Origin of the sequence: Microbacterium sp. HMWF026 (genome assembly GCF_003061325.1) — a bacterium.
GTDB classification, from domain to species: Bacteria; Actinomycetota; Actinomycetes; order Actinomycetales; family Microbacteriaceae; genus Microbacterium; species Microbacterium testaceum_E.
The window spans coordinates 15575-34909 of sequence record NZ_QAJB01000090.1 but is presented as its reverse complement, the minus strand read 5'-3'; the positions used below and the strand labels follow the sequence as shown (position 1 = coordinate 34909).

Annotated in this window: 13 protein-coding genes; 12 read left to right on the top strand and 1 reads right to left on the bottom strand. The window is 71.7% G+C overall.

Going from position 1 to position 19335, the window contains the following annotated elements:
• Window positions 1-188: 188 nt before the first annotated feature.
• The 7 genes from tkt (at window position 189) to DBR36_RS04395 (ending at window position 11043) form a co-directional block, all read left to right on the top strand.
• Window positions 189-2288: a transketolase gene (tkt, locus tag DBR36_RS04425; protein ID WP_108317736.1), complete on the top strand. Its 2100-nt coding sequence runs from the start codon at window positions 189-191 to the stop codon at window positions 2286-2288.
• Between the two features lie 19 nt (window positions 2289-2307).
• Window positions 2308-3429 (top strand): transaldolase, encoded by a 1122-nt coding sequence (gene tal, locus DBR36_RS04420; RefSeq protein ID WP_108317733.1) that lies wholly within the window; start codon window positions 2308-2310, stop codon window positions 3427-3429.
• Window positions 3426-5051: a glucose-6-phosphate isomerase gene (locus tag DBR36_RS04415; RefSeq protein WP_108317732.1), complete on the top strand. Its 1626-nt coding sequence runs from the start codon at window positions 3426-3428 to the stop codon at window positions 5049-5051. The genes tal and DBR36_RS04415 overlap by 4 nt, the downstream gene beginning before the upstream one ends.
• A 2-nt stretch (window positions 5052-5053) precedes the next feature.
• Window positions 5054-6604 carry a glucose-6-phosphate dehydrogenase gene (gene zwf / locus DBR36_RS04410; protein ID WP_108317731.1) on the top strand — a complete coding sequence of 517 codons (1551 nt, stop codon included), beginning with the start codon at window positions 5054-5056 and terminating at the stop codon, window positions 6602-6604.
• Entirely contained in the window at window positions 6601-7548 is a 948-nt protein-coding gene (locus DBR36_RS04405; RefSeq protein WP_108317730.1) for a glucose-6-phosphate dehydrogenase assembly protein OpcA, read from the top strand. Before zwf ends, DBR36_RS04405 begins: the two co-directional genes overlap by 4 nt.
• On the top strand, window positions 7545-8336 hold the full coding sequence (gene pgl / locus DBR36_RS04400; protein WP_108317729.1) for a 6-phosphogluconolactonase: 792 nt from the start codon (window positions 7545-7547) through the stop codon (window positions 8334-8336). Before DBR36_RS04405 ends, pgl begins: the two co-directional genes overlap by 4 nt.
• A 172-nt stretch (window positions 8337-8508) precedes the next feature.
• Window positions 8509-11043 (top strand): LuxR family transcriptional regulator, encoded by a 2535-nt coding sequence (locus tag DBR36_RS04395; protein WP_108317728.1) that lies wholly within the window; start codon window positions 8509-8511, stop codon window positions 11041-11043.
• A 39-nt stretch (window positions 11044-11082) separates the two neighbouring features.
• Here the strand turns inward: DBR36_RS04395 and DBR36_RS04390 are convergent, their stop codons facing one another.
• A complete protein-coding gene (locus DBR36_RS04390; RefSeq protein WP_108317727.1) occupies window positions 11083-12351 on the bottom strand; it encodes a glycosyltransferase in 1269 nt (422 codons plus the stop codon).
• Window positions 12352-12777: 426 nt separating this feature from the next.
• Here DBR36_RS04390 and DBR36_RS04385 point away from each other — a divergent pair, with 426 nt between their 5' ends.
• From DBR36_RS04385 to DBR36_RS04365, 5 genes are all read left to right on the top strand, one after another.
• A complete protein-coding gene (locus tag DBR36_RS04385) occupies window positions 12778-14115 on the top strand; it encodes a nucleotide sugar dehydrogenase (RefSeq protein ID WP_181373475.1) in 1338 nt (445 codons plus the stop codon).
• Window positions 14112-15170: an NAD(P)-dependent oxidoreductase gene (locus DBR36_RS04380; protein ID WP_258222559.1), complete on the top strand. Its 1059-nt coding sequence runs from the start codon at window positions 14112-14114 to the stop codon at window positions 15168-15170. The genes DBR36_RS04385 and DBR36_RS04380 overlap by 4 nt, the downstream gene beginning before the upstream one ends.
• The gene (glmS, locus tag DBR36_RS04375) at window positions 15170-16978 is read left to right on the top strand and encodes a glutamine--fructose-6-phosphate transaminase (isomerizing) (protein ID WP_108317725.1); all 1809 of its coding nucleotides are present in this window, start codon (window positions 15170-15172) and stop codon (window positions 16976-16978) included. Before DBR36_RS04380 ends, glmS begins: the two co-directional genes overlap by 1 nt.
• 65 nt (window positions 16979-17043) lie before the next feature.
• Complete coding sequence (locus tag DBR36_RS04370; RefSeq protein WP_181373474.1) at window positions 17044-18486, top strand: polysaccharide deacetylase family protein; 1443 nt, start codon at window positions 17044-17046, stop codon at window positions 18484-18486.
• Window positions 18483-19229, top strand: a complete 747-nt coding sequence (locus tag DBR36_RS04365; RefSeq protein WP_108317723.1) for a hypothetical protein — start codon at window positions 18483-18485, stop codon at window positions 19227-19229. Before DBR36_RS04370 ends, DBR36_RS04365 begins: the two co-directional genes overlap by 4 nt.
• Window positions 19230-19335: the final 106 nt, after the last annotated feature.

The following is a 19335-nucleotide window of genomic DNA, read 5'->3' as shown; positions in this document are numbered from 1 at the left end:
ATGCCATCCCCACCACACCCCCGGCCGCCTGTCGACCCCCGTCACGAACGCAAACGGCGTCGGTCGATCTCGCTATGCTGGCGAAGAACGCGCGCCCCGCGCCGACACCCCACCCCCCTCCCACTCCTACGGTGGCGAGCGCGGACGTCGGATCGTGAACCGGGCGCAGGATCGAGAAAGGCACCGTGTTGTCGGACTTCGAATGGGACGAGATCGATCGGCGCGCGGTGGACACCGCACGCATCCTGGCGGCTGACGCCGTCGAGAAGGTGGGCAACGGCCACCCCGGAACCGCCATGTCGCTGGCCCCCGCCGCGTACCTGCTGTACCAGCGGGTGCTCCGCCACGACCCGGCCGACACGCACTGGCCCGGCCGCGACCGGTTCATCCTCTCCGTCGGTCATTCCTCGCTCACGCAGTACGTGCAGCTGTACCTCGGCGGCTTCGGCCTCGAGAAGAAGGACCTCGAGGCCCTGCGCACGTGGGACTCGCTGACCCCCGGCCACCCCGAGTACGGACACACCGCGGGCGTCGAGATCACCACCGGCCCCCTCGGCCAGGGTCTCGCCTCCGCCGTGGGTTTCGCCTACGCCGCCCGCTACGAGCGCGGTCTGTTCGACGCCGAGACCCCCGCCGGCGAGAGCCCCTTCGACCACTATGTCTACGTCATCGCGGGCGACGGCGACCTGCAAGAGGGCGTGACCAGCGAAGCCTCCTCGCTCGCCGGCCACCAGGAGCTCGGCAACCTCATCGCGATCTACGACTCCAACCAGATCTCGATCGAGGACGACACCAACGTCGCCTTCACCGAGGACGTGCAGAAGCGCTACGAGTCGTACGGCTGGCACGTGCAGACGGTCGACTGGAAGAAGACCGGCGAGTACGTCGAGGACGTCGCCGCGCTCAACGCCGCGATCGAGGCCGCCCAGGGCGAGACGGCCAAGCCCTCGCTCATCATCCTCAAGACGATCATCGGCTGGCCCTCGCCCGGCAAGCAGAACTCCGGCAAGATCCACGGCTCGGCCCTGGGTGCCGACGAGCTCAAGGCCACCAAAGAGGTCCTCGGCTTCGATCCCGAGGAGCACTTCGCGGTCGCCGACGAGGTCATCGCCCACACGCGCAAGCTGGTCGAGCGCGGCGAGGCCGCCAAGGCCGACTGGCAGCAGAAGTTCGACGCGTGGGCCGCCGCCCACCCCGAGCGCAAGCAGCTGTGGGACCGTCTGCAGGCCCGCGAGCTCCCCGCGGACATCGCCGACGCCCTGCCCGCGTTCGAGGCCGGCAAGGACGTCTCGACCCGCGCCGCCTCGGGCACGGTCATCAACGCCCTGGCCGCCGAGCTCCCCGAGCTCTGGGGCGGTTCGGCCGACCTCGCCGAGTCCAACCTGACCACGATCAAGGATGCCAAGAGCTTCATCCCCGCCTCGTGGTCGACGCACGAGTGGTCCGGCGACCCCTACGGCCGCGTGCTGCACTTCGGCATCCGCGAGCACGCGATGGGTGCGATCCTCAACGGCATCGTGCTGCACGGACCGACCCGTCCGTTCGGCGGGACGTTCCTGATCTTCAGCGACTACATGCGCCCCCCGGTGCGCCTGGCCGCGCTCATGAACATCCCGACCATCTTCGTCTGGACGCACGACTCGGTCGCCCTCGGCGAGGACGGCCCGACGCACCAGCCCATCGAGCAGCTCGCGACGCTGCGCGCGATCCCCAACTTCGCGCTCGTGCGTCCCGCCGATGCGAACGAGACGTCCGTGGTGTGGCTCGAGCTGCTGCGCCGCACGGCCGGCCCCGCGGGTATCGCCCTGACGCGTCAGAACATCCCCGTCTTCGCCCGCGGCGAGGGCGCGGCATCCGGTGACGAGTTCGCCTCTGCCGAGGGCGCGACGAAGGGCGCCTACGTCCTGGCCGAGGCCAAGAACGGCGAGCCCGACGTGATCCTGATCGCCACCGGTTCCGAGGTGCAGCTCGCCGTCGAGGCGCGCGAGACGCTCGCGGCCGAGGGCGTGCACGCCCGTGTCGTGTCGGCCCCCTCGCTGGAGTGGTTCGCCGAGCAGGACGAGGCGTACCGCGAGTCCGTCCTGCCCTCGTCGGTGAAGGCGCGCGTTTCGGTCGAGGCCGGTTCGGCGCTCAGCTGGCACGGCATCGTCGGCGACGCCGGACGCTCGGTCGCGATCGAGCACTTCGGCGCCTCGGCCGACTACAAGACCCTTTTCCAGAAGTTCGGCATCACGGCAGAGGCCGTCGTCGAGGCCGCGCGCGACTCGCTCGCCGCGGCGAAGAAGTAATCGAAGGAGAACGACAAGCATGAGCACTCCTACCGCAGACCTCGCCGCTCAGGGCGTCAGCATCTGGCTCGACGACCTGTCGCGTCAGCGCATCCAGTCCGGCAACCTCGCCGAGCTGATCGAGTCGCGCAACATCTCGGGCGTCACCACCAACCCGACGATCTTCGCCGGCGCCCTGTCCAAGGGCGAGGCCTACGAGGGCCAGGTCCAGGAGCTCGCCGCGGCCGGTGCCGACGTCGACGAGGCGATCTTCTCGATCACCACCGACGACGTGCGTGACGCGTGCGACATCTTCCTGCCCGTCTTCGAGGCCACGAACGGCGTCGACGGGCGCGTGTCGATCGAGGTCTCGCCCGACCTCGCACACGACACCGAGGGCACCGTCGCGCAGGCGAAGGACCTCTCGGCCCGCGTGGACCGCAAGAACGTCCTCATCAAGATCCCGGCCACCAAGGCGGGCCTGCCCGCGATCACCGAGGTCATCGGTGCCGGCATCTCGGTCAACGTGACGCTGATCTTCAGCCTCGAGCGGTACGAAGAGGTCATCGACGCCTACCTCGCCGGCGTCGAGAAGGCGCACGCCGCCGGTCACGACATCTCGACCCTGCAGTCGGTCGCCTCGTTCTTCGTGTCGCGCGTCGACACCGAGATCGACAAGCGTCTCGCTGCGATCGGCACCGACGAGGCCGCCGCCCTCAAGGGCAAGGCGGGCATCGCCAACGCGCGTCTGGCGTACGAGCTCTACAAGAAGAAGTTCTCGGAGGACCGCGCGAAGAAGCTCCTGGATGCCGGTGCCACGGTGCAGCGTCCCCTCTGGGCCTCGACGGGTGTCAAGGACCCGGCGCTCCCCGACACGCTCTACGTGACCGAGCTCGTCGCGCCCGGCACCGTGAACACGATGCCCGAGAAGACGCTCGAGGCGACCTTCGACCACGGCGAGATCGCGGGTGACACCGTCACCGGCGCGTACGCCGAGGCGCACGAGGTCTTCGACCGTCTCGCCGCCGCGGGCGTGGACGTGGCGGACGCCACGCAGACGCTCGAGGACGAGGGCGTCGAGAAGTTCATCGCCTCGTGGCACGAGCTGCAGGACACCGTGAAGACCGCTCTGCAGGCCGGAAGCGCCCAGGCCGCGAAGTGAGCTTCGCCGTCAAGGCCACGGGCCACGCCGCATCGATCGTCGACGCGGAGCTGCCGGCGCTGACCGGCTCGCTCATCGCGTCGGGGATGACCGCGGGCGACGCGAGCCTGTGGGGCTCCGCCGCCGAGGACGAGGCGTCCCGTCGGCTCGGGTGGGTGCGGGCGGTCTCCGTCTCGCGCCCGCTCGTGCCCGAGATCACCGCCCTGCGCGACGAGCTCGTCGCGCAGGGCGTGACCCGCGTCGTCCTCGCGGGCATGGGCGGCTCCTCGCTCGCGCCCGAGGTCATCGCGCAGTCCGCGGGCGTCCCCCTCGTGATCCTCGATTCCACCTCCCCCGCGCAGGTGCTCGCCGCGATCGACGGCGACGCCGAGTCCGGTGGACTCGAGCAGACCGTGCTGGTCGTCTCGAGCAAGTCCGGGTCGACGATCGAGACCGATTCGGCCCGTCGGGCGTTCGAGGCCGCGTTCCGCGACCTCGGCATCGACCCCGTGTCGCGGATCGTCGTGGTCACCGACCCCAGCTCGCCCCTTGCGCTCGAGGCCGACGCCGCCGGGTACCGCGTGTTTCTCGCCGACCCCGAGGTGGGCGGCCGCTACTCGGCGCTCACCGCCTTCGGGCTCGTGCCCGCGGGACTCGCCGGTGTCGACATCGACGATCTGCTCGACGAAGCGGATGCCACTCTCCTCGAGGTCGCGATCGACGCCCCCGAGAACCCGGCGCTCGTGCTGGCGGCGGCCATCGCCGGAGGCGGCGCGCACCGACGCGACAAGCTGGGCCTGGTCGCGGACGGCACTCACCTGATCGGCCTGCCCGACTGGATCGAGCAGCTCGTCGCCGAGTCCACCGGCAAGCAGGGCACCGGCATCCTGCCCGTCGTCCTGCTGCCCGTCTCGCCCGAGCTCGAGTCGAAGCCCGCCGACCTGCGGGTCGTGCGCTTCGTCGACGATGCGAACGCCTTCCACCTGTTCGAGCGCCACACCGACGAGGTGCTGGTGAGCGGATCGCTGGGCGCGCAGTTCGTCGTGTGGGAGTACGCCACCGCGATCGCGGGACGCCTGCTCGGCATCAATCCCTTCGACCAGCCCGACGTGGAGTCCGCCAAGCAGGCCGCGCGCGGTCTGCTCGACGCGCAGCCCGCTCCGACGGCTCCCGCGCTCGTCCTCGACGGTGTCGAGGTGCGCGTGTCCGATCCCGCCCTGGCCGCGGGGGGCACCCTCGCGAGCGTGCTCGACGCCCTGTGGGCGCGCGTCCCCGCGGACGGGTACGTCGGCATCCAGGCGTACGTGGACCGTGGCGAGCTCGGCCAGCTCTCCGGTCTGCGCGAATTGGTGGCCGCCGACTCCGGTCGGCCCACCACCTTCGGATGGGGACCGCGGTTCCTTCACTCGACCGGGCAGTACCACAAGGGGGGACCCGCGACCGGCGTGTTCCTCCAGATCCTCGAACGCACCGACGTCGACCTCGAAATCCCGGGGCGACCGTTCACGTTCGGACAACTCATCCAGGCACAGGCCGCGGGAGACGCGAGCGTGCTGGCGGAGGGCCACGGCCGCCCCGTCGTCACGCTGACGCTGACCGACCCGCAGGTCGAGGTGCTCTCACTCTTCGAGGCGGCACAGTAAGCATGGTCGTAGAGATCACACCGGGTCACAACCCCCTGCGCGACCCCGAGGATCGCCGTCTGAGCCGGATCGCGGGGCCCAGCGCCCTCGTCATCTTCGGCGTCACCGGCGACCTCTCGCGCAAGAAGCTCATGCCGGCGGTCTACGACCTCGCCAACCGCGGTCTGCTGCCCCCCGGTTTCGCCCTGGTCGGCTTCGCCCGTCGCGACTGGGAGGACCAGGACTTCGCCGAGGTCGTCTACGAATCGGTGAAGAAGTACGCCCGCACCGAGTTCCGCGAAGAGACCTGGAAGGAACTGCTCGAGGGCATCCGCTTCGTGCAGGGCGAGTTCGACGACCCCGAGGCGTTCCGCCGTCTGCGCGACACCGTCGACAAGCTCGACACCGAGCGCGGCACAATGGGCAATCACGCCTACTACCTCTCGATCCCGCCCAAGGCGTTCCCGGTGGTCACGGCCCAGCTCAAGGAGTCGGGTCTGGTCGGCGACCAGGCCGACGGCGTCAACGGGTGGCGGCGCGTGGTCATCGAGAAGCCCTTCGGACACGACCTCGCCTCGGCTCGCGAGCTGAACGAGTCGGTCGAGAGCGCGTTCCCGGCGGACTCGATCTTCCGCATCGACCACTACCTCGGCAAGGAGACGGTGCAGAACATCCTCGCGCTGCGCTTCGCCAACGAGCTGTACGAGCCGATCTGGAACCGCAACTACGTCGATCACGTGCAGATCACCATGGCCGAGGACATCGGCGTCGGCGGTCGCGCGGGGTACTACGACGGCATCGGCGCGGCGCGCGACGTCATCCAGAACCACCTGTTGCAGCTGCTCGCCCTCACCGCGATGGAAGAGCCCATCAGCTTCAACGCCGCCGACCTGCGCGCCGAGAAGGAGAAGGTGCTCGCCGCCGTGCGGGTACCCGAGAACCTCGCCGAGGCGACGGCGCGCGGACAGTACGCCGGCGGGTGGCAGGGCGGCGAGAAGGTGCTCGGCTTCCTCGAAGAGGACGGCATGAACCCCGAGTCGGTCACCGAGACGTTCGCGGCGATCAAGCTCGAGATCAACACGCGACGCTGGTCGGGCGTGCCGTTCTACGTGCGCAGCGGCAAGCGCCTCGGCCGCCGCGTGACCGAGGTCGCCGTGGTGTTCAAGCGCGCCCCGCAGCAGTTGTTCTCGCGCAGCCAGACGCAGGAACTGGGTCAGAACGCGCTCGTCATCCGCGTGCAGCCCGACGAGGGCGTGACCATCCGCTTCGGCTCCAAGGTGCCCGGCGACGGCACGCAGGTGCGCGACGTCACGATGGACTTCGGCTACGGGCACGCGTTCACCGAAGCCAGCCCCGAGGCCTACGAGCGTCTGATCCTCGACGTGCTGCTGGGCGATCCGCCGCTGTTTCCCCGGCACGAAGAGGTCGAGCTCAGCTGGAAGATCCTCGACCCGATCGAGGAGTACTGGGCCGCGCAGGGCGGTCCGCTCGAACAATATTCGCCCGGGTCGTGGGGGCCGGCATCCGCCGATGAGCTCCTCGCCCGCGACGGCCGCACCTGGAGGCGCCCGTGATCATCGATCTGCCCGACACCACCGTCAGCGCGATCTCGAAGAAGCTCGTCAGCGTCCGCGAAGAGGGCGGCGCCGTCGCCCTCGGCCGTGTGCTGACGCTCATCATCGTCACCCACCACGGTGCCGAAGAAGAGGTCATCGAAGCCGCCAACGACGCTTCGCGCGAGCACCCGATGCGCGTGATCGCCGTGCTCCTGGGCGACAGCGACGAGGAGCCCCGGCTCGACGCGCAGATCCGCGTGGGCGGCGACGCGGGGGCGAGCGAGGTCGTCGTCCTGCGCGCTCACGGCGCCGCGGGATCGAATGCCGAGAGCCTGGTCACCGGCCTGCTGCTGCCCGACGCGCCCGTCGTCGCTTGGTGGCCCGCCGAGGCCCCTGCCGACCCCTCGCGTTCCGAGATCGGCCGCATCGCGCAGCGTCGCATCACAGACGCGTCCTCGCAGCCGGATCCCGCCGCCTGGGTGGCGCAGCTGGGCGAGCACTACTCCCCCGGTGACACCGACTTCGCGTGGACCCGCGTGACCCGCTGGCGCGAGCAGCTCGCCGCGGTGCTGGATCAGCCCCCGTTCGAGCCCGTCACGGCGATCGAGGTGCGCGGCGCGTCCGACTCCCCCTCGACGGCTCTGCTGGCCGCCTGGCTGGGCATGAAGCTCGACGCCCCCGTCGACTACGCCTACCTGCCGGCCGACGAGTGGGCCAGCGGCATCAAATCGGTGCGACTGACCCGTCCGAGCGGCGACACCCTGCTGGAGCGTCCCGAGGCCGGGGTGGCCGTGCTCACGCAGCCGGGCCAGCCCACGCACGACCTCGCCTTCCCGCGCCGGACGCTGCGCGAGTGCCTCGCCGAGGAACTGCGCCGGCTCGACCCCGATCTGCTCTACGGGCGCGTCATCACCGAGGGCCACGACCTGCTGCTCGCGGCGAGCGAGAAGGGCGCCTCGTGACCGAGAACGGCGCCGTCAAGCAGGTCATCATCAAGCCGGATGCCGACACCCTCGCCTCGTATGTGGCGACGCGCTTCATGAACCGCATCGTCAAGCGCGTGGCCGAGGGCAAGCGCATGCACGTCTGCCTCACGGGCGGGACGATGGGCGGCGCCGTGCTGCGGACGGCGGCTCGCGACGAGCGGGTGTCCGACATCGACTGGTCGCTGGTGCACTTCTGGTTCGGCGATGAGCGCTTCGTGCCGCGTGACAGCGACGACCGCAACGAGAAGCAGGCGCGCGAGGCCTTCCTGGACCACCTCGACATCCCCGCCGAGAACATCCACTCGGTCGCCTCGAGCGAGGACGGGATCGACCTGGATGCCGCCGCCACCGCCTACGCGGACGAGCTCGCGCAGTTCGCCCCGTCGGACCGGGGCGATGCGGGCCCGTGGCCGTCGTTCGACATCTGCTTCCTGGGCGTCGGGCCCGACGCCCACATCGCCTCGCTCTTCCCGGACCGCCCCGAGATCTCGGTGACCGATCGCGCGGTCGTGGCCGTGCGCGAATCGCCGAAGCCGCCGAGCGAGCGCGTCTCGCTGACCCGCCCGGTGATCAACTCCTCCAAGCGCGTGTGGATGGTGATCGCCGGCGCCGACAAGGCGGCCGCCCTCGGCCTCGCCCTCGCGGGAGCGAGCTACCAGAGCGTCCCCGCGGCGGGCGCGAAGGGACGTCGGCGGACGGCGTTCTTCGTCGACGAGGTCGCCGCCGACCAGGTGCCGCCCCAGCTCATCGACCGCGAGTACTGAGCGCGACACAGCGAACGAAGGACCGGATGCCATCGGCATCCGGTCCTTCGCATTCTCACAGGGCGCGGACCTTGTCATCCCCCGGGACGCCGCCTAGATTCGTGGCGGGGGGCATCCTGGTCCGGGTCGACGCTCTTTCGTCGAACCGGCCGACGCAGTTGGGAGCGTTCGGATGCCATTTATCGGTCGCGAGCGGGAGATGCATCTCGTCGAGAGCACGATCGGCGCGCGGGCGGGGTCGATGTGCCTGCTCGTCGGCGAGGCCGGGATCGGCAAGACCGCGCTGGCCCGCGAGGTCGCCCGCGTCCACGACGCCGCCGTCGTCGTCGCGAGCCCGAGCGAGCGGATGTGGCCGTACTCCGGGATCTCGGCGGTGTCCGCGGCCCTCGGGGGTGGGCGCGGATCGGCTCTGGACAGCGTGCTGTCGCGCGGTCGCGACTGGCCGGAGCACCTGCTGGCCGAGGAACTCAGCCGCACTCTCCACCTGGTGCGCGATGACCCCACCGTCCTCGTCATCGACGATCTCGACGAGATGGACAGCGCCAGCATCACGGTGCTCTCGTTCGTCTTCGGTCGGCTGCGGGGAACCGGACTGAGCGTCGTGGCGACGGTGCGGTGCCTGGACGGGCGTCACGACTTCGCCGGCATGGCGCACACCCGCATCGACCGCCTCTCGTTCGAGGACTCCGTCGACCTGGCGCGCGCCCACCTCGGGCCCGGCACGGCGCAGGCCGTGCTGTTCATGGTCGCGAAGTACACCGGTGGCGACCCCCGGGTGATCTCGCGCGTGCGGCTCACCCCCGCCGAGGCCGCCGGCGACGCCGCGCTGCCCGTGCCGTTGCGCCTGGTCGACGACGAGAACGTTCGCCGGCGGCGCCCGACGAGACCGACGCGGGACGAGCGGACGAACGCGGTGCTGGATCTGCTCTCGGTGAGCCCCGTGTACGCCTACGAGCGGCTGCGTCGCACCGCGGCCGAGTCCGGGGTCGAGGTCGACGCCCTGATCGACGCCGGTCTCGTCGCGGTCCACGGGGAGCTGGCCCGCTTCGCCGATCCCGCCCTGCGGCTGCAGCACCACGCCGCCCTCGCCGCCGACGAACGACGGCGTCTGCACGCGCGCGCGGCCGCTGACCACCTGGACGGGTTCCCGGCGACGCACCGGTGGCACCTCAGCTTCGTCGACCCGGACGACGACCGCGCGGAGCTCTTGCGGGCGGCGGCCGACCTCGCCCGCGTCGGCGAGACGGCCGCCGCCGTGGAGTTCGCCGAACGCGCGCTCGGCGGCGCCGTCGACGAGCACGATCGGTCGCGCCACCTCGTCGAGCTGGGCGAGGCGCTCGTGCTCCACAATCGCTCCGCGCTCGGCCGGCACTACCTTCGACGGACCGGCCGGCTGGTCGACCCCGAGCTGCGCGCGCGCAGCGCCCTCGCCCAGGTGCGGGCCACCGCGATCCTGGACCACGTCGTCGACGACGACCTCGTCGCGGCGGTGGTGGACGGCATCCCGCCCCGCTTCGCCGAGAGCCTGCTGTGCGAGTGCGCGCGACTGCATCTCGAGCGCACCGAGATCGTCGAGGCCCTCGCGTGCATCCGCGCCATTCTCGAGCGCGACATCGTCGGGACCGAGACGCGGCGGCTGGCGCGGATCCTCGAGGAGCTCGGGCTCGGCGTCGTGCTGCCCGTGACGATCGACAGCGGGGTGGCCGCGGTTGTGCCGGCATCCGATCTGCCGATCGGACAGGCGCTGCTGACCCTCGGCATCCAGGTGCTTCGGGAGGAGTATCCCGCCGTACGCCACCAGGTGACCGCCCTGCTGGAGCGCCTGCCGCGGCTCGCACCGATGTGGCGGCAGCAGGTGCAGTGCGTCCTGGTCGTCAACGAGATCCGCGGCGGCGATCCCGCGGGGGCACGCGAGGCGATGGCCGCGTGGCGCCGCGAGTGGGGACCGGGGCGTACGCCCGACGCCGCAACCGTGCTGCTGATGGCGGCCGCAGCGGCCCTCGACCCCCTCGATGACACGGCGACCGACCTCGTGCGGCGCGGGCGCGATCTGGCCCGCCGCGAGGGAACCTCGGCCCTGCTGCCCTGGTTCGCGGCGATCGAGGGCGGGATCGCCCTCGCCGACGAACGGTACGACGACGCCGTCACCGCACTGCGCACCGCGCGGGAGCTGGCTCCGGGTGACGATCCGTCGCTGCTTCGCGCCGAGGGCGATCTGATCGAGGCGCTGTGGCTGAGCGGACGGCGCGACGAGGCGCGCGACGAGCTCGCCCGTCTCGAGGCCGCGGCGGCGCGCACGCCGCGGCGGTGGACGACGCTCGCCGTCGCCCGCTCTCGCGCCGTCTGCCGAGGCGAGCACGAGGGAGCCGCCGCGTTCCGCGAGGCCGAGGACGTCCTGCGCACCGACGATTCCCCCGCCGAACGCCGCAGGCTGGCCGCGGCGCGCGAACGGTGTCTGCCCGGCGTCGACAGCGCTCCGACGCCTCGGGCGCTGCCGACCGTGCGGGCGTCCCGGACGCTGTCGCCCCAGGAGCAGGAGGTCGTCGAGCTGGTGGGACGTGGGCTGCGCAATCGCGAGATCGCGGCGACCCTGTTCGTGTCGCTCCGCACGGTCGAGCTGCGACTGACGGGGATCTACCGCAAGCTCGGCGTCACCAGTCGCGCGCATCTCCTCGCGCTGCTGCACGGCTCCTCGGCAGCGTCCTGAGTGACGGGAGGGATGCCGGGCCCCCGGCATCCCTCCCCCTCATGCGGCGGACAGCGCGGCCCGCCGAGCGGGGCTGCGCCACCGACCGTCCGAGGGCCGTCCGAGCGCGGCGGCCAGCGCTCGCAGGCACAGCACGGCGTCCCAGACCCGCAGCAGCGGGAACAGCAGCATCCACGCCCGGGGACGCGTGTGCGACACGGCGCACACGAACGCCGTCATGAGGGCGTCCACGATCACGAACGACAGGGCCACGGGTCCCGCCGGGAGGGCCTGCGCCACCGAGGCGGCGACGAGGGCCGCATCGCCCGGCAGGACGAGCGCCCCGGCGACCGCGAGAGCCGAGACCAGCAGCAGGGGCAGCACCGCGGCGAGCGCGAGGCTGGAGACCACGGTCTCGGCGGCGAAGACGCCCACCGAGGCCCAGAACAATCCGGGCCGCAGACCGTGCCGGCGCACGGTCTGCCAGAAGCCGAGACTCCATCGGCGCATCTGCGCCGAGTAGTCGCGCAGAATCGCCGGGTCCTGGGTCTCGGCGATCGCGCACTCGGGGTGGAAGGCGATGCGGCCCAGACGCTTGGCGTGCACCTCGAACGTCATGTTGAAGTCCTCGATCGACAGTCCCGGGGCGTCGATGTCGACGCGGTCGAGGATGTCGGTGCGGTACAGGCTCGCGAAGCCCGGCACGATGGCGACGGCGTCGGCGCCGCGCGCCGCCTGGCCGAACTTGTGCAGGTACTGCGTGCACACGTACGTCCTCTCGCGGTAGGCGGTGAGGAAGCGTCCCATCGGCGTGTTCGGCGCGTCGGTGGCGGTGGTGGCGCGTCCGGCGACGGCGACGACGCCCCGGTCGGTGAACAACGGCAGGGCGGTGCGCAGGTAGTCGGGGCGCGGACGGGAGTCGGCGTCGAGCAGCATCAGCAGGGGGAAGCGATCCGGGATGCCGAAGTGCGCGAGCCCCGCGCGGATGGCGCCGGCCTTGCCGCGGTTGGGGGTGAGGTCCCACGCGGTGGCTCCCGCCTCGCGCGCGCGCCCGACGGTGTCGTCGGTCGACCCGTCCGAGACGACGAACACGTTCGCCGCGGGAACGAGCGCGCGCGCCGCGCGGACGGCGTCGGCGATGACCAGCTGCTCGTTATGGGCGGCGATGAGAACGGCCACCTCGTCGGCGCGGTAGAACATCGACGGCACCAGCAGGCAGTTGCCCCGACGGCGCTCGGCGACGAGACGGAAGATCGCGGCCGTCCCCCAGACGAGGGTCGAGACGCCGACGGTGGCGATCGCGACGAGAACGACCAGCAGGGCGCTCACGGTCGTCGTTCCGGGTGGCGCTCGAGCGACGCCGGCCGACGGGCGGCTGCGGCGGGGACGGGACGGATGCCGGAGCCCCGGGGCGCGGTGAGGTCACCGCCGCGGACGGCACGGGTCGGCTCGGTGGTCGGCGTCATGGCATCCCCTGTTCGGGTCGAGGGTCTGGGCACGACGCTACGTCGCCGATCCCGTCGGCGCACCGCGCACGGACCGCAGGTGCGGTTGCGGTTTCCCGCATCGCGGCGTGCGGTACGCGGCATCCCGCACGATCCCCCGCGCCGTCTTGACCGGTCCTGCCGCCCCGCCCCAGTGTGGGCGACGAACCGGCTCCGACACCCCGATCGGGCGGTTCGCGAACGCAGCACCCGACCGTTCGAGAGGGCGCTTCCCCCGCGCCCTCTCGAACCTCTGCCCTGGAGGATGAAGATGTCCACTCTCGATGTGCGGGCCGTCCCGCTGACGGCGACGCCGGTCTCGACGCCCGCCGAACCGCCCGCGCCGACGTTCGATTTCGACGTGGCGATCGTCGGGCTCGGCTACGTGGGGCTGCCGACCGCGCTCGCCTACCATGCCAGCGGTTCCCGCGTCCTGGCCCTGGACGCCTCGCCCCGGCGGCTGCGGACGATCGCCGCGCGCGGTGCCGACCTGATCGACTCCGACCGTGAGCGTCTCGACGCCGCCCTGCGCGTGCCCGCCGGCTTCCGCCTCACCAGCGACGCGGGGGAACTCTCGCGGGCTGCGGCGATCGTCGTGTGCGTGCCGACCCCCGTCGACCATCAGCAGGTGCCCGATCTCGCTCCCCTCCGGGCGGCGTGCGCCACCGTCGTCGCCGCCGCCCGGCCGGGTCAGCTCGTGATGCTGACGTCCACCACCTACGTCGGCTGCACCCATGACCTCGTCGAGCAGCCCCTGCGCGAGCGCGGCTTCGTCATCGGGCGCGACGTGTTCGTCACCTTCAGCGCCGAGCGCATCGACCCGGGCAACGTCGGGTTCGCGCAAGAAGTCGTCCCCCGCGTGGTCGGGGGCGCGACGCCGCAGTGCGAAGAGCAGGGCGCCCGTCTGCTCTCCCGCTACGCCGCGCGGGTCCACCGCGTGTCGAGCCTGGCCACCGCCGAGATGACGAAACTGCTCGAGAACACGTTCCGCGCGGTCAACATCGCGCTGGCCAACGAGTTCGCCGACATCTGCGGAGCCCTCGACGTGCCCGTCACCGAGGTGATCGAGGCGGCCAGCACCAAGCCGTACGGATTCATGGCGTTCTATCCCGGCCCGGGGGTCGGGGGACACTGCATCCCGTGCGATCCGCACTACCTGCTGTGGCAGCTCAAGGCCCTGCACGTGGACGCGGGGGTCATCACCGAGGCCATGACGCGGATCGCGGCCCGTCCGCGGCGCGTCGTCGAGCGCATCCGCGACGTCCTCGGGCGCGCGGGCAAGGGCACGCTGGGGGCGCGGATCCTCGTCGTCGGGGTGACCTACAAGCCCGACGTGGCCGACCTGCGCGAGTCCCCCGCCCTCGAGATCATCGACCACCTCATCGACGTGGGGGCGGAGGTGCAGTACGTCGACACCCACGCCCCGCACATCCACCTCGACTCCGGCCGCGAGCGCGACTCCCTCGCCGATCCCGCCGCGTTCCATCCCGACGTGGTGCTCGTGCACACCCGTCACCACGACGACGACCTGGAATGGCTCGGGGGCGACGCCCTCGTCGTCGACGGCACCTACCGCAGCACCGACATCGCCGGGCGGGTGCTCCTGTGAGCGGCATCCCTGTCTTCCCCGGCGGAGCCGGCCTGAAGACCCTCGTCACCGGCGGCGCCGGATTCGTGGGGAGCCATCTCGTCGAGCTGCTGCTCGCGCAGGGCGACGAGGTCGTCGTCCTCGACGACCTGTCCACCGGCTCGGCGCGCAATCTCGCCGGTGTCGCGGACCACCCCCGCCTCGAGATGGTCCACGGGTCGATCCTGAACCCCCAGACGGTCTCGCAGGCGATGCGCTCGTGCGATCGGGTGTTCCACCTCGCCGCCGCGGTCGGCGTCAAGCTCATCGTCGAGCAGCCGCTGCGGGGCCTGCGCATCAACATCCACGGCACCGAGAACGTTCTGACGGCCGCGATCGAGCAGCAGGCTTCGGTGCTGCTGGTGTCGACCAGCGAGGTGTACGGCAAGAACACCGCCGACCGCTTGCGCGAGGACTCCGACCGCGTCCTGGGCGACCCGCTGCTGTCGCGGTGGACCTACGCGGGCGCGAAGGGCATCGACGAGGCCTTCGCCAAGGCGTACTGCGATCAAGAGGGTCTGGACGTCGCGATCGTGCGCCTGTTCAACACCGTCGGCCCGCGTCAGACGGGGCGGTACGGGATGGTGCTGCCCAACCTCGTCGGCCAGGCTCTGCGGGGGCAGCCCCTCACGGTCTTCGGCGACGGTCTGCAGACGCGCTGCTTCTCGGCCGTCGAGGACGTCGTCCCCGCGATGGTGCGGATAGAGCGTGATCCGCGGGCGCGCGGTCAGGCGTACAACCTGGGCGGCGCGCGCGAGATCTCGATCCTCGACCTCGCTCACGAGATCATCGCAACCCTCGACAGCGCGAGCGCGATCGAGCTCGTGCCCTACGAGCAGGCCTACGCGCCCGGGTTCGAAGACATGCGCCGGCGCGTCCCCGACAACACCAAGGCCCACGACCTGGTGGGATACGAACCCACCACACCGCTGGGCACCACCATCATGCGCGTCGCGGCCGATCTGCTCTCGCGCGAGCGCCTCGGATCGGATGCCATGCCCCTGGCCGGCGCGGGTACCTTCCGCGGTGTCGTCTGATGTGCGGCATCACGGCCTTCCGCGGCTCGACCGCCGCCGCCACGCGCGCACGCGATGCCCTGGAGCGCCTGGAGTACCGCGGGTACGACTCGGCCGGCATCGCCGCGCGTCGCCCCGACGGCACGACCCTGCACGAGCGGACGGTCCGCGGCGTGGCCGCCCTGGCCGAGGCCGTCGGCACCGCGGAGACGGATGCCACCACCGCAGCGATCGGACACACCCGCTGGGCCACGCACGGGGCGGTGACCACGCAGAACGCCCACCCGATCGAGGACTGCGGCGGTCGGGTGCTGATCGTGCACAACGGCATCATCGACAACGCCGACGTGCTGCGGGCGCAATTGACGGTCGCGGGACACCGGTTCGCGACCGAGGTCGACAGCGAGGTCATCGTGCACCTCGTCGAACAGGCCCTGCGTCCGGGCACCGAGCTCGGCGACGCCCTCGTCGCCGCCCGGGAGCGGCTCGAGGGATCGTGGGCGGTGGTCGCCCTCGACGTCCGCTCCGGAGCGATCGCGGGCACCGCCCACGGGTCGCCGCTGATCTGCGCCGAGGCGAGCGACGGCGTCTACCTCGCGAGCGACGTGGGGGCGATCGCCCCCGAGGTCGCGGCGTTCCGCGTCCTCGAGGACGACGACGTCGTCGAGGTGGATGCCGAGGGGATCCGATGGCGTCGACACGACCACAGCACCCGCCCGCGGGGACTCTGGCCTGTTCCGCGCACCGCCCTGCTCGCCAGCACCGGGCGCCACGCCGATCACATGGGCAACGAGATCGACGAGCAGCCGGCGGTCGCGCGGCGCGTGATCGACGCCCTGTCCCCCGGGATCGCGGACGGACGGCTCTGGAGCGGTCTCGGCCTCCCCTCGCTCGACGACATCGACCGTGTCGCCGTGATCGGGTGCGGAACCTCGCTGAACGCCGGCCGAGCGATCGCGGGGGTCTTCGAGCGCCTGGCCGCCCTGCCCACCCGCGAGGTCGTGGCGAGCGAAGCCGCCCACCACAGGTGGGAACCGCGGACGCTGACGATCGCCATCAGCCAGTCGGGCGAGACCGCCGACGTGCTGCGCGCCCTCGACCGGCTCCCCGCGCGGCGCGGTCCCGTGCTCGCGCTCACCAACAGCACGTCGTCATCGCTCGCCCGGCGCGCAGACGCGGTGATCGACTGCCTCGCGGGTCCCGAGATCGGGGTCGCGGCGACGAAGACCTTCGTCGCGCAGGTGCTGACCGGCGTGTGCGTCGCCCTCTCGGGCGTCCGCGCGGCGGGGCGGGCGGACGCGGGTGCTTTCGAGACCGACCTGCGCGCGCTCGCCGCCGCACCCGAGGCGCTGCGGTCGGCGATCGACGCGTGGCGCGAGCCCGCCACCGCCCTCGCTGCCGAGTTCGCCGCGGCATCCGGCTTCCTCTTCCTCGGGCGCGGCTCCGGACTCGTCTACGCCGCCGAGGGCGCGCTCAAGCTCAAGGAGCTGTCCTACCGGTGGGCCGAGCAACAGCCCGCCGGAGAGCTCAAGCACGGTCCCCTGGCTCTGGTGGATGCCGGCACCCCGGTGTTCGTCGTCGACAACGGCGACCCGCGGCTCGACGTCGACATCGCCGAGGTCACCGCCCGCGGCGGCCGCATCGTCCGCGTCGGTGAACGCCTGCTCACCGTCGGCGGCACCTCCGTGCACCTGCCGCGGACCGGACCATCGTGGGGACCGCTCGAGAGCGTGGTACCGCTGCAGATGTTCGCCCGCGAGCTCGCGCTGCGCCTGCGGCGCAACGTCGACAAGCCCCGCAACCTCGCCAAGTCGGTGACCGTCTCATGAGGCAGGCGTCGGCATTCCGCTCTCCTGGTGAGCCCGCGCTCCCCGCCCCTGCGAAAGGAAGATCCATGTCCCGACGAATCCCCGCGGCCCCGCCGCGGTGGGGGCGCCTCCTGGCCGCGCTCACCGCCGTCACGGTGGTGGCCGGTGCGCTGGTGGCCACCGCGCCCGCGCCTGCCCAGGCCGCCACCCGCACGATCGTCAGTCTCACGTTCGACGACGCCAACGCCGATCAGCTGAGCGCCCTGCCGGCGTTGAAGACCAACGGGATGAAGGCCACGTTCTACGTGCCGTCGGGATTCATCGGCGCGGCCGGCCACATGACGCGCACCGATCTGACCACGGTGAAGAACGCCGGTCACGAGATCGGCGGTCACACCGTGACCCACCCCGACCTGGCCGCGGTCAGCGTCGACGAGGCGAAGCGGCAGATCTGCACCGACCGCAAGAACCTCACGTCGTGGGGCTTCTCGGTCCGCAGCTTTGCCTACCCCTTCGCGTCCAGCACCCCGGAGGTCGAGAAAGCCGCGGCCGCGTGCGGGTACAACAGCGCGCGCGGGCTGGGCGACATCCGCAGCCGCTTCGGCTGCCCCGACTGCGCCTACGCCGAGTCGACCCGACCGGCCGACCCGTACTATCTGAAGGCCCTCGACCAGGTCGACGCGACCTGGACCCTCGACGATCTGAAGGCGGGCGTGACCAACGCCGAGAAGAACGGCGGAGGGTGGGTGACGTTCACCTTCCACGACGTGTGCGACGACGCCTGCAGCGAGCTGGCCGTCACATCGGGGGTGTTCGCGCAGTTCACGGCGTGGTTGAAGACACGGGCGTCGGCCGGCACGGTCGTCAAGACCGTCGGCGAGGTGATCGGCGGAAGCGTCAAACCCGTCGTCGACGGCCCGACGGTTCCCGCCGTCACGGGTTCCACCAACGGGGTGGTGAACCCGAGCCTCGAGCAGGGCGCGCCCGACTGCTGGATGCGCGGCGGCTACGGCTCGAACTCCCCCGCCTTCTCGACCGGCTCCCCCGCCCACACCGGCTCCATCGCGAGCGCGATCACGATGTCGAACTACGTCGACGGCGATGCCAAGCTGCTGCCGCAGTTCGACCTCGGACAATGTGCGCCCACCGTCACCGCCGGCAAGACGTACACCCTCCGCGAATGGTACCAGTCCAGCGGCGTGACGCAGTTCGCGGTCTATCTGCGCTCCAGCACCGGCGCCTGGTCGTACTGGACGTCGAGCCCGTGGTTCGCCGCCGCGGCCGACTGGACGCAGGCCGACTGGACGACGCCCGCGATCCCAGCCGGGTACACGGGGATCAGCTTCGCGCTGACGATCTTCGGCAACGGCACCCTGCGCACCGACGACCTGCAGCTCTACGACAGCGCGGGAGCGCCGGCCCTGCCCGCCGCGAGCACGACCTCGCCCGCCCTCGCCCCGTCCGCGGTGACCGCACCCCAGGGTCCGGTCGAGAAGGTCAACCCCACCGAGAGCGTCGTCGCCGGATGACGACGCGGCGCACGACGGCGACGATCACCCTCGCGGTGGTCGTCGCCGTCGGCGTGAGCGCCTGCACGCCCGCCCCGCCCGACCGCCCCGACACCGGCTACCCCTGGCATACCGGCATCGTCGCGACCACCTTCTGGGTCGGTGAGGTGTTCGACGCCTCCGCATCCGACGGCAGCCAGCGGATCTCGACCTACGACTCCGACTGGATGGACTCGTACGGCGGCTGCGACGGCGTGCAGGTCGGCGCGGAGTGCCGCACCGAGGCGCGCTCCGCCGACGACGGGTGGTTCCCGACCGCCATGACGCCCCGGCAGAACCCGTTCTACCTCGACCTGCCCTTCGACGACGTCAACGACGACGAGGGGTTCGCCACCCGCGGCGAGGTCGTGCCGTGGGCCTCGCAGCCCGCCTACGCGCCCGTGGTCGCCGACCCCTCGGCGAGCCTGATGAAGAACCGGTGGGTGGCGCTGCACAAGGACGGGCGCGTCTGCTACGGACAGATCCAGGATGCCGGCCCCGGCGAATACCGCGATGCGGCCTACGTCTTCGGCTCCGACGACCGCCGCCCCGCCAACTCCCGCTACAACGGCGCGGGACTCGACGTCTCGCCCGCGCTGAACGGCTGCCTCGGATTCGCCGAGCTGAACGGTGACGGCGACCGCGTGGACTGGGCTTTCGTCGACGACGCGGACGTCCCCGCCGGCCCCTGGACGAGGATCGTCACCGACTCCCCCGTTCGGTGACACCGGCTCCCGGTCGCCTCCGCCCCTCGCGACCGGGAACGCGAAAGGGCCGGATGCCATGGCATCCGGCCCTTTCGTCCTCACCGCCCGCGGGGGCAGCGGAAGA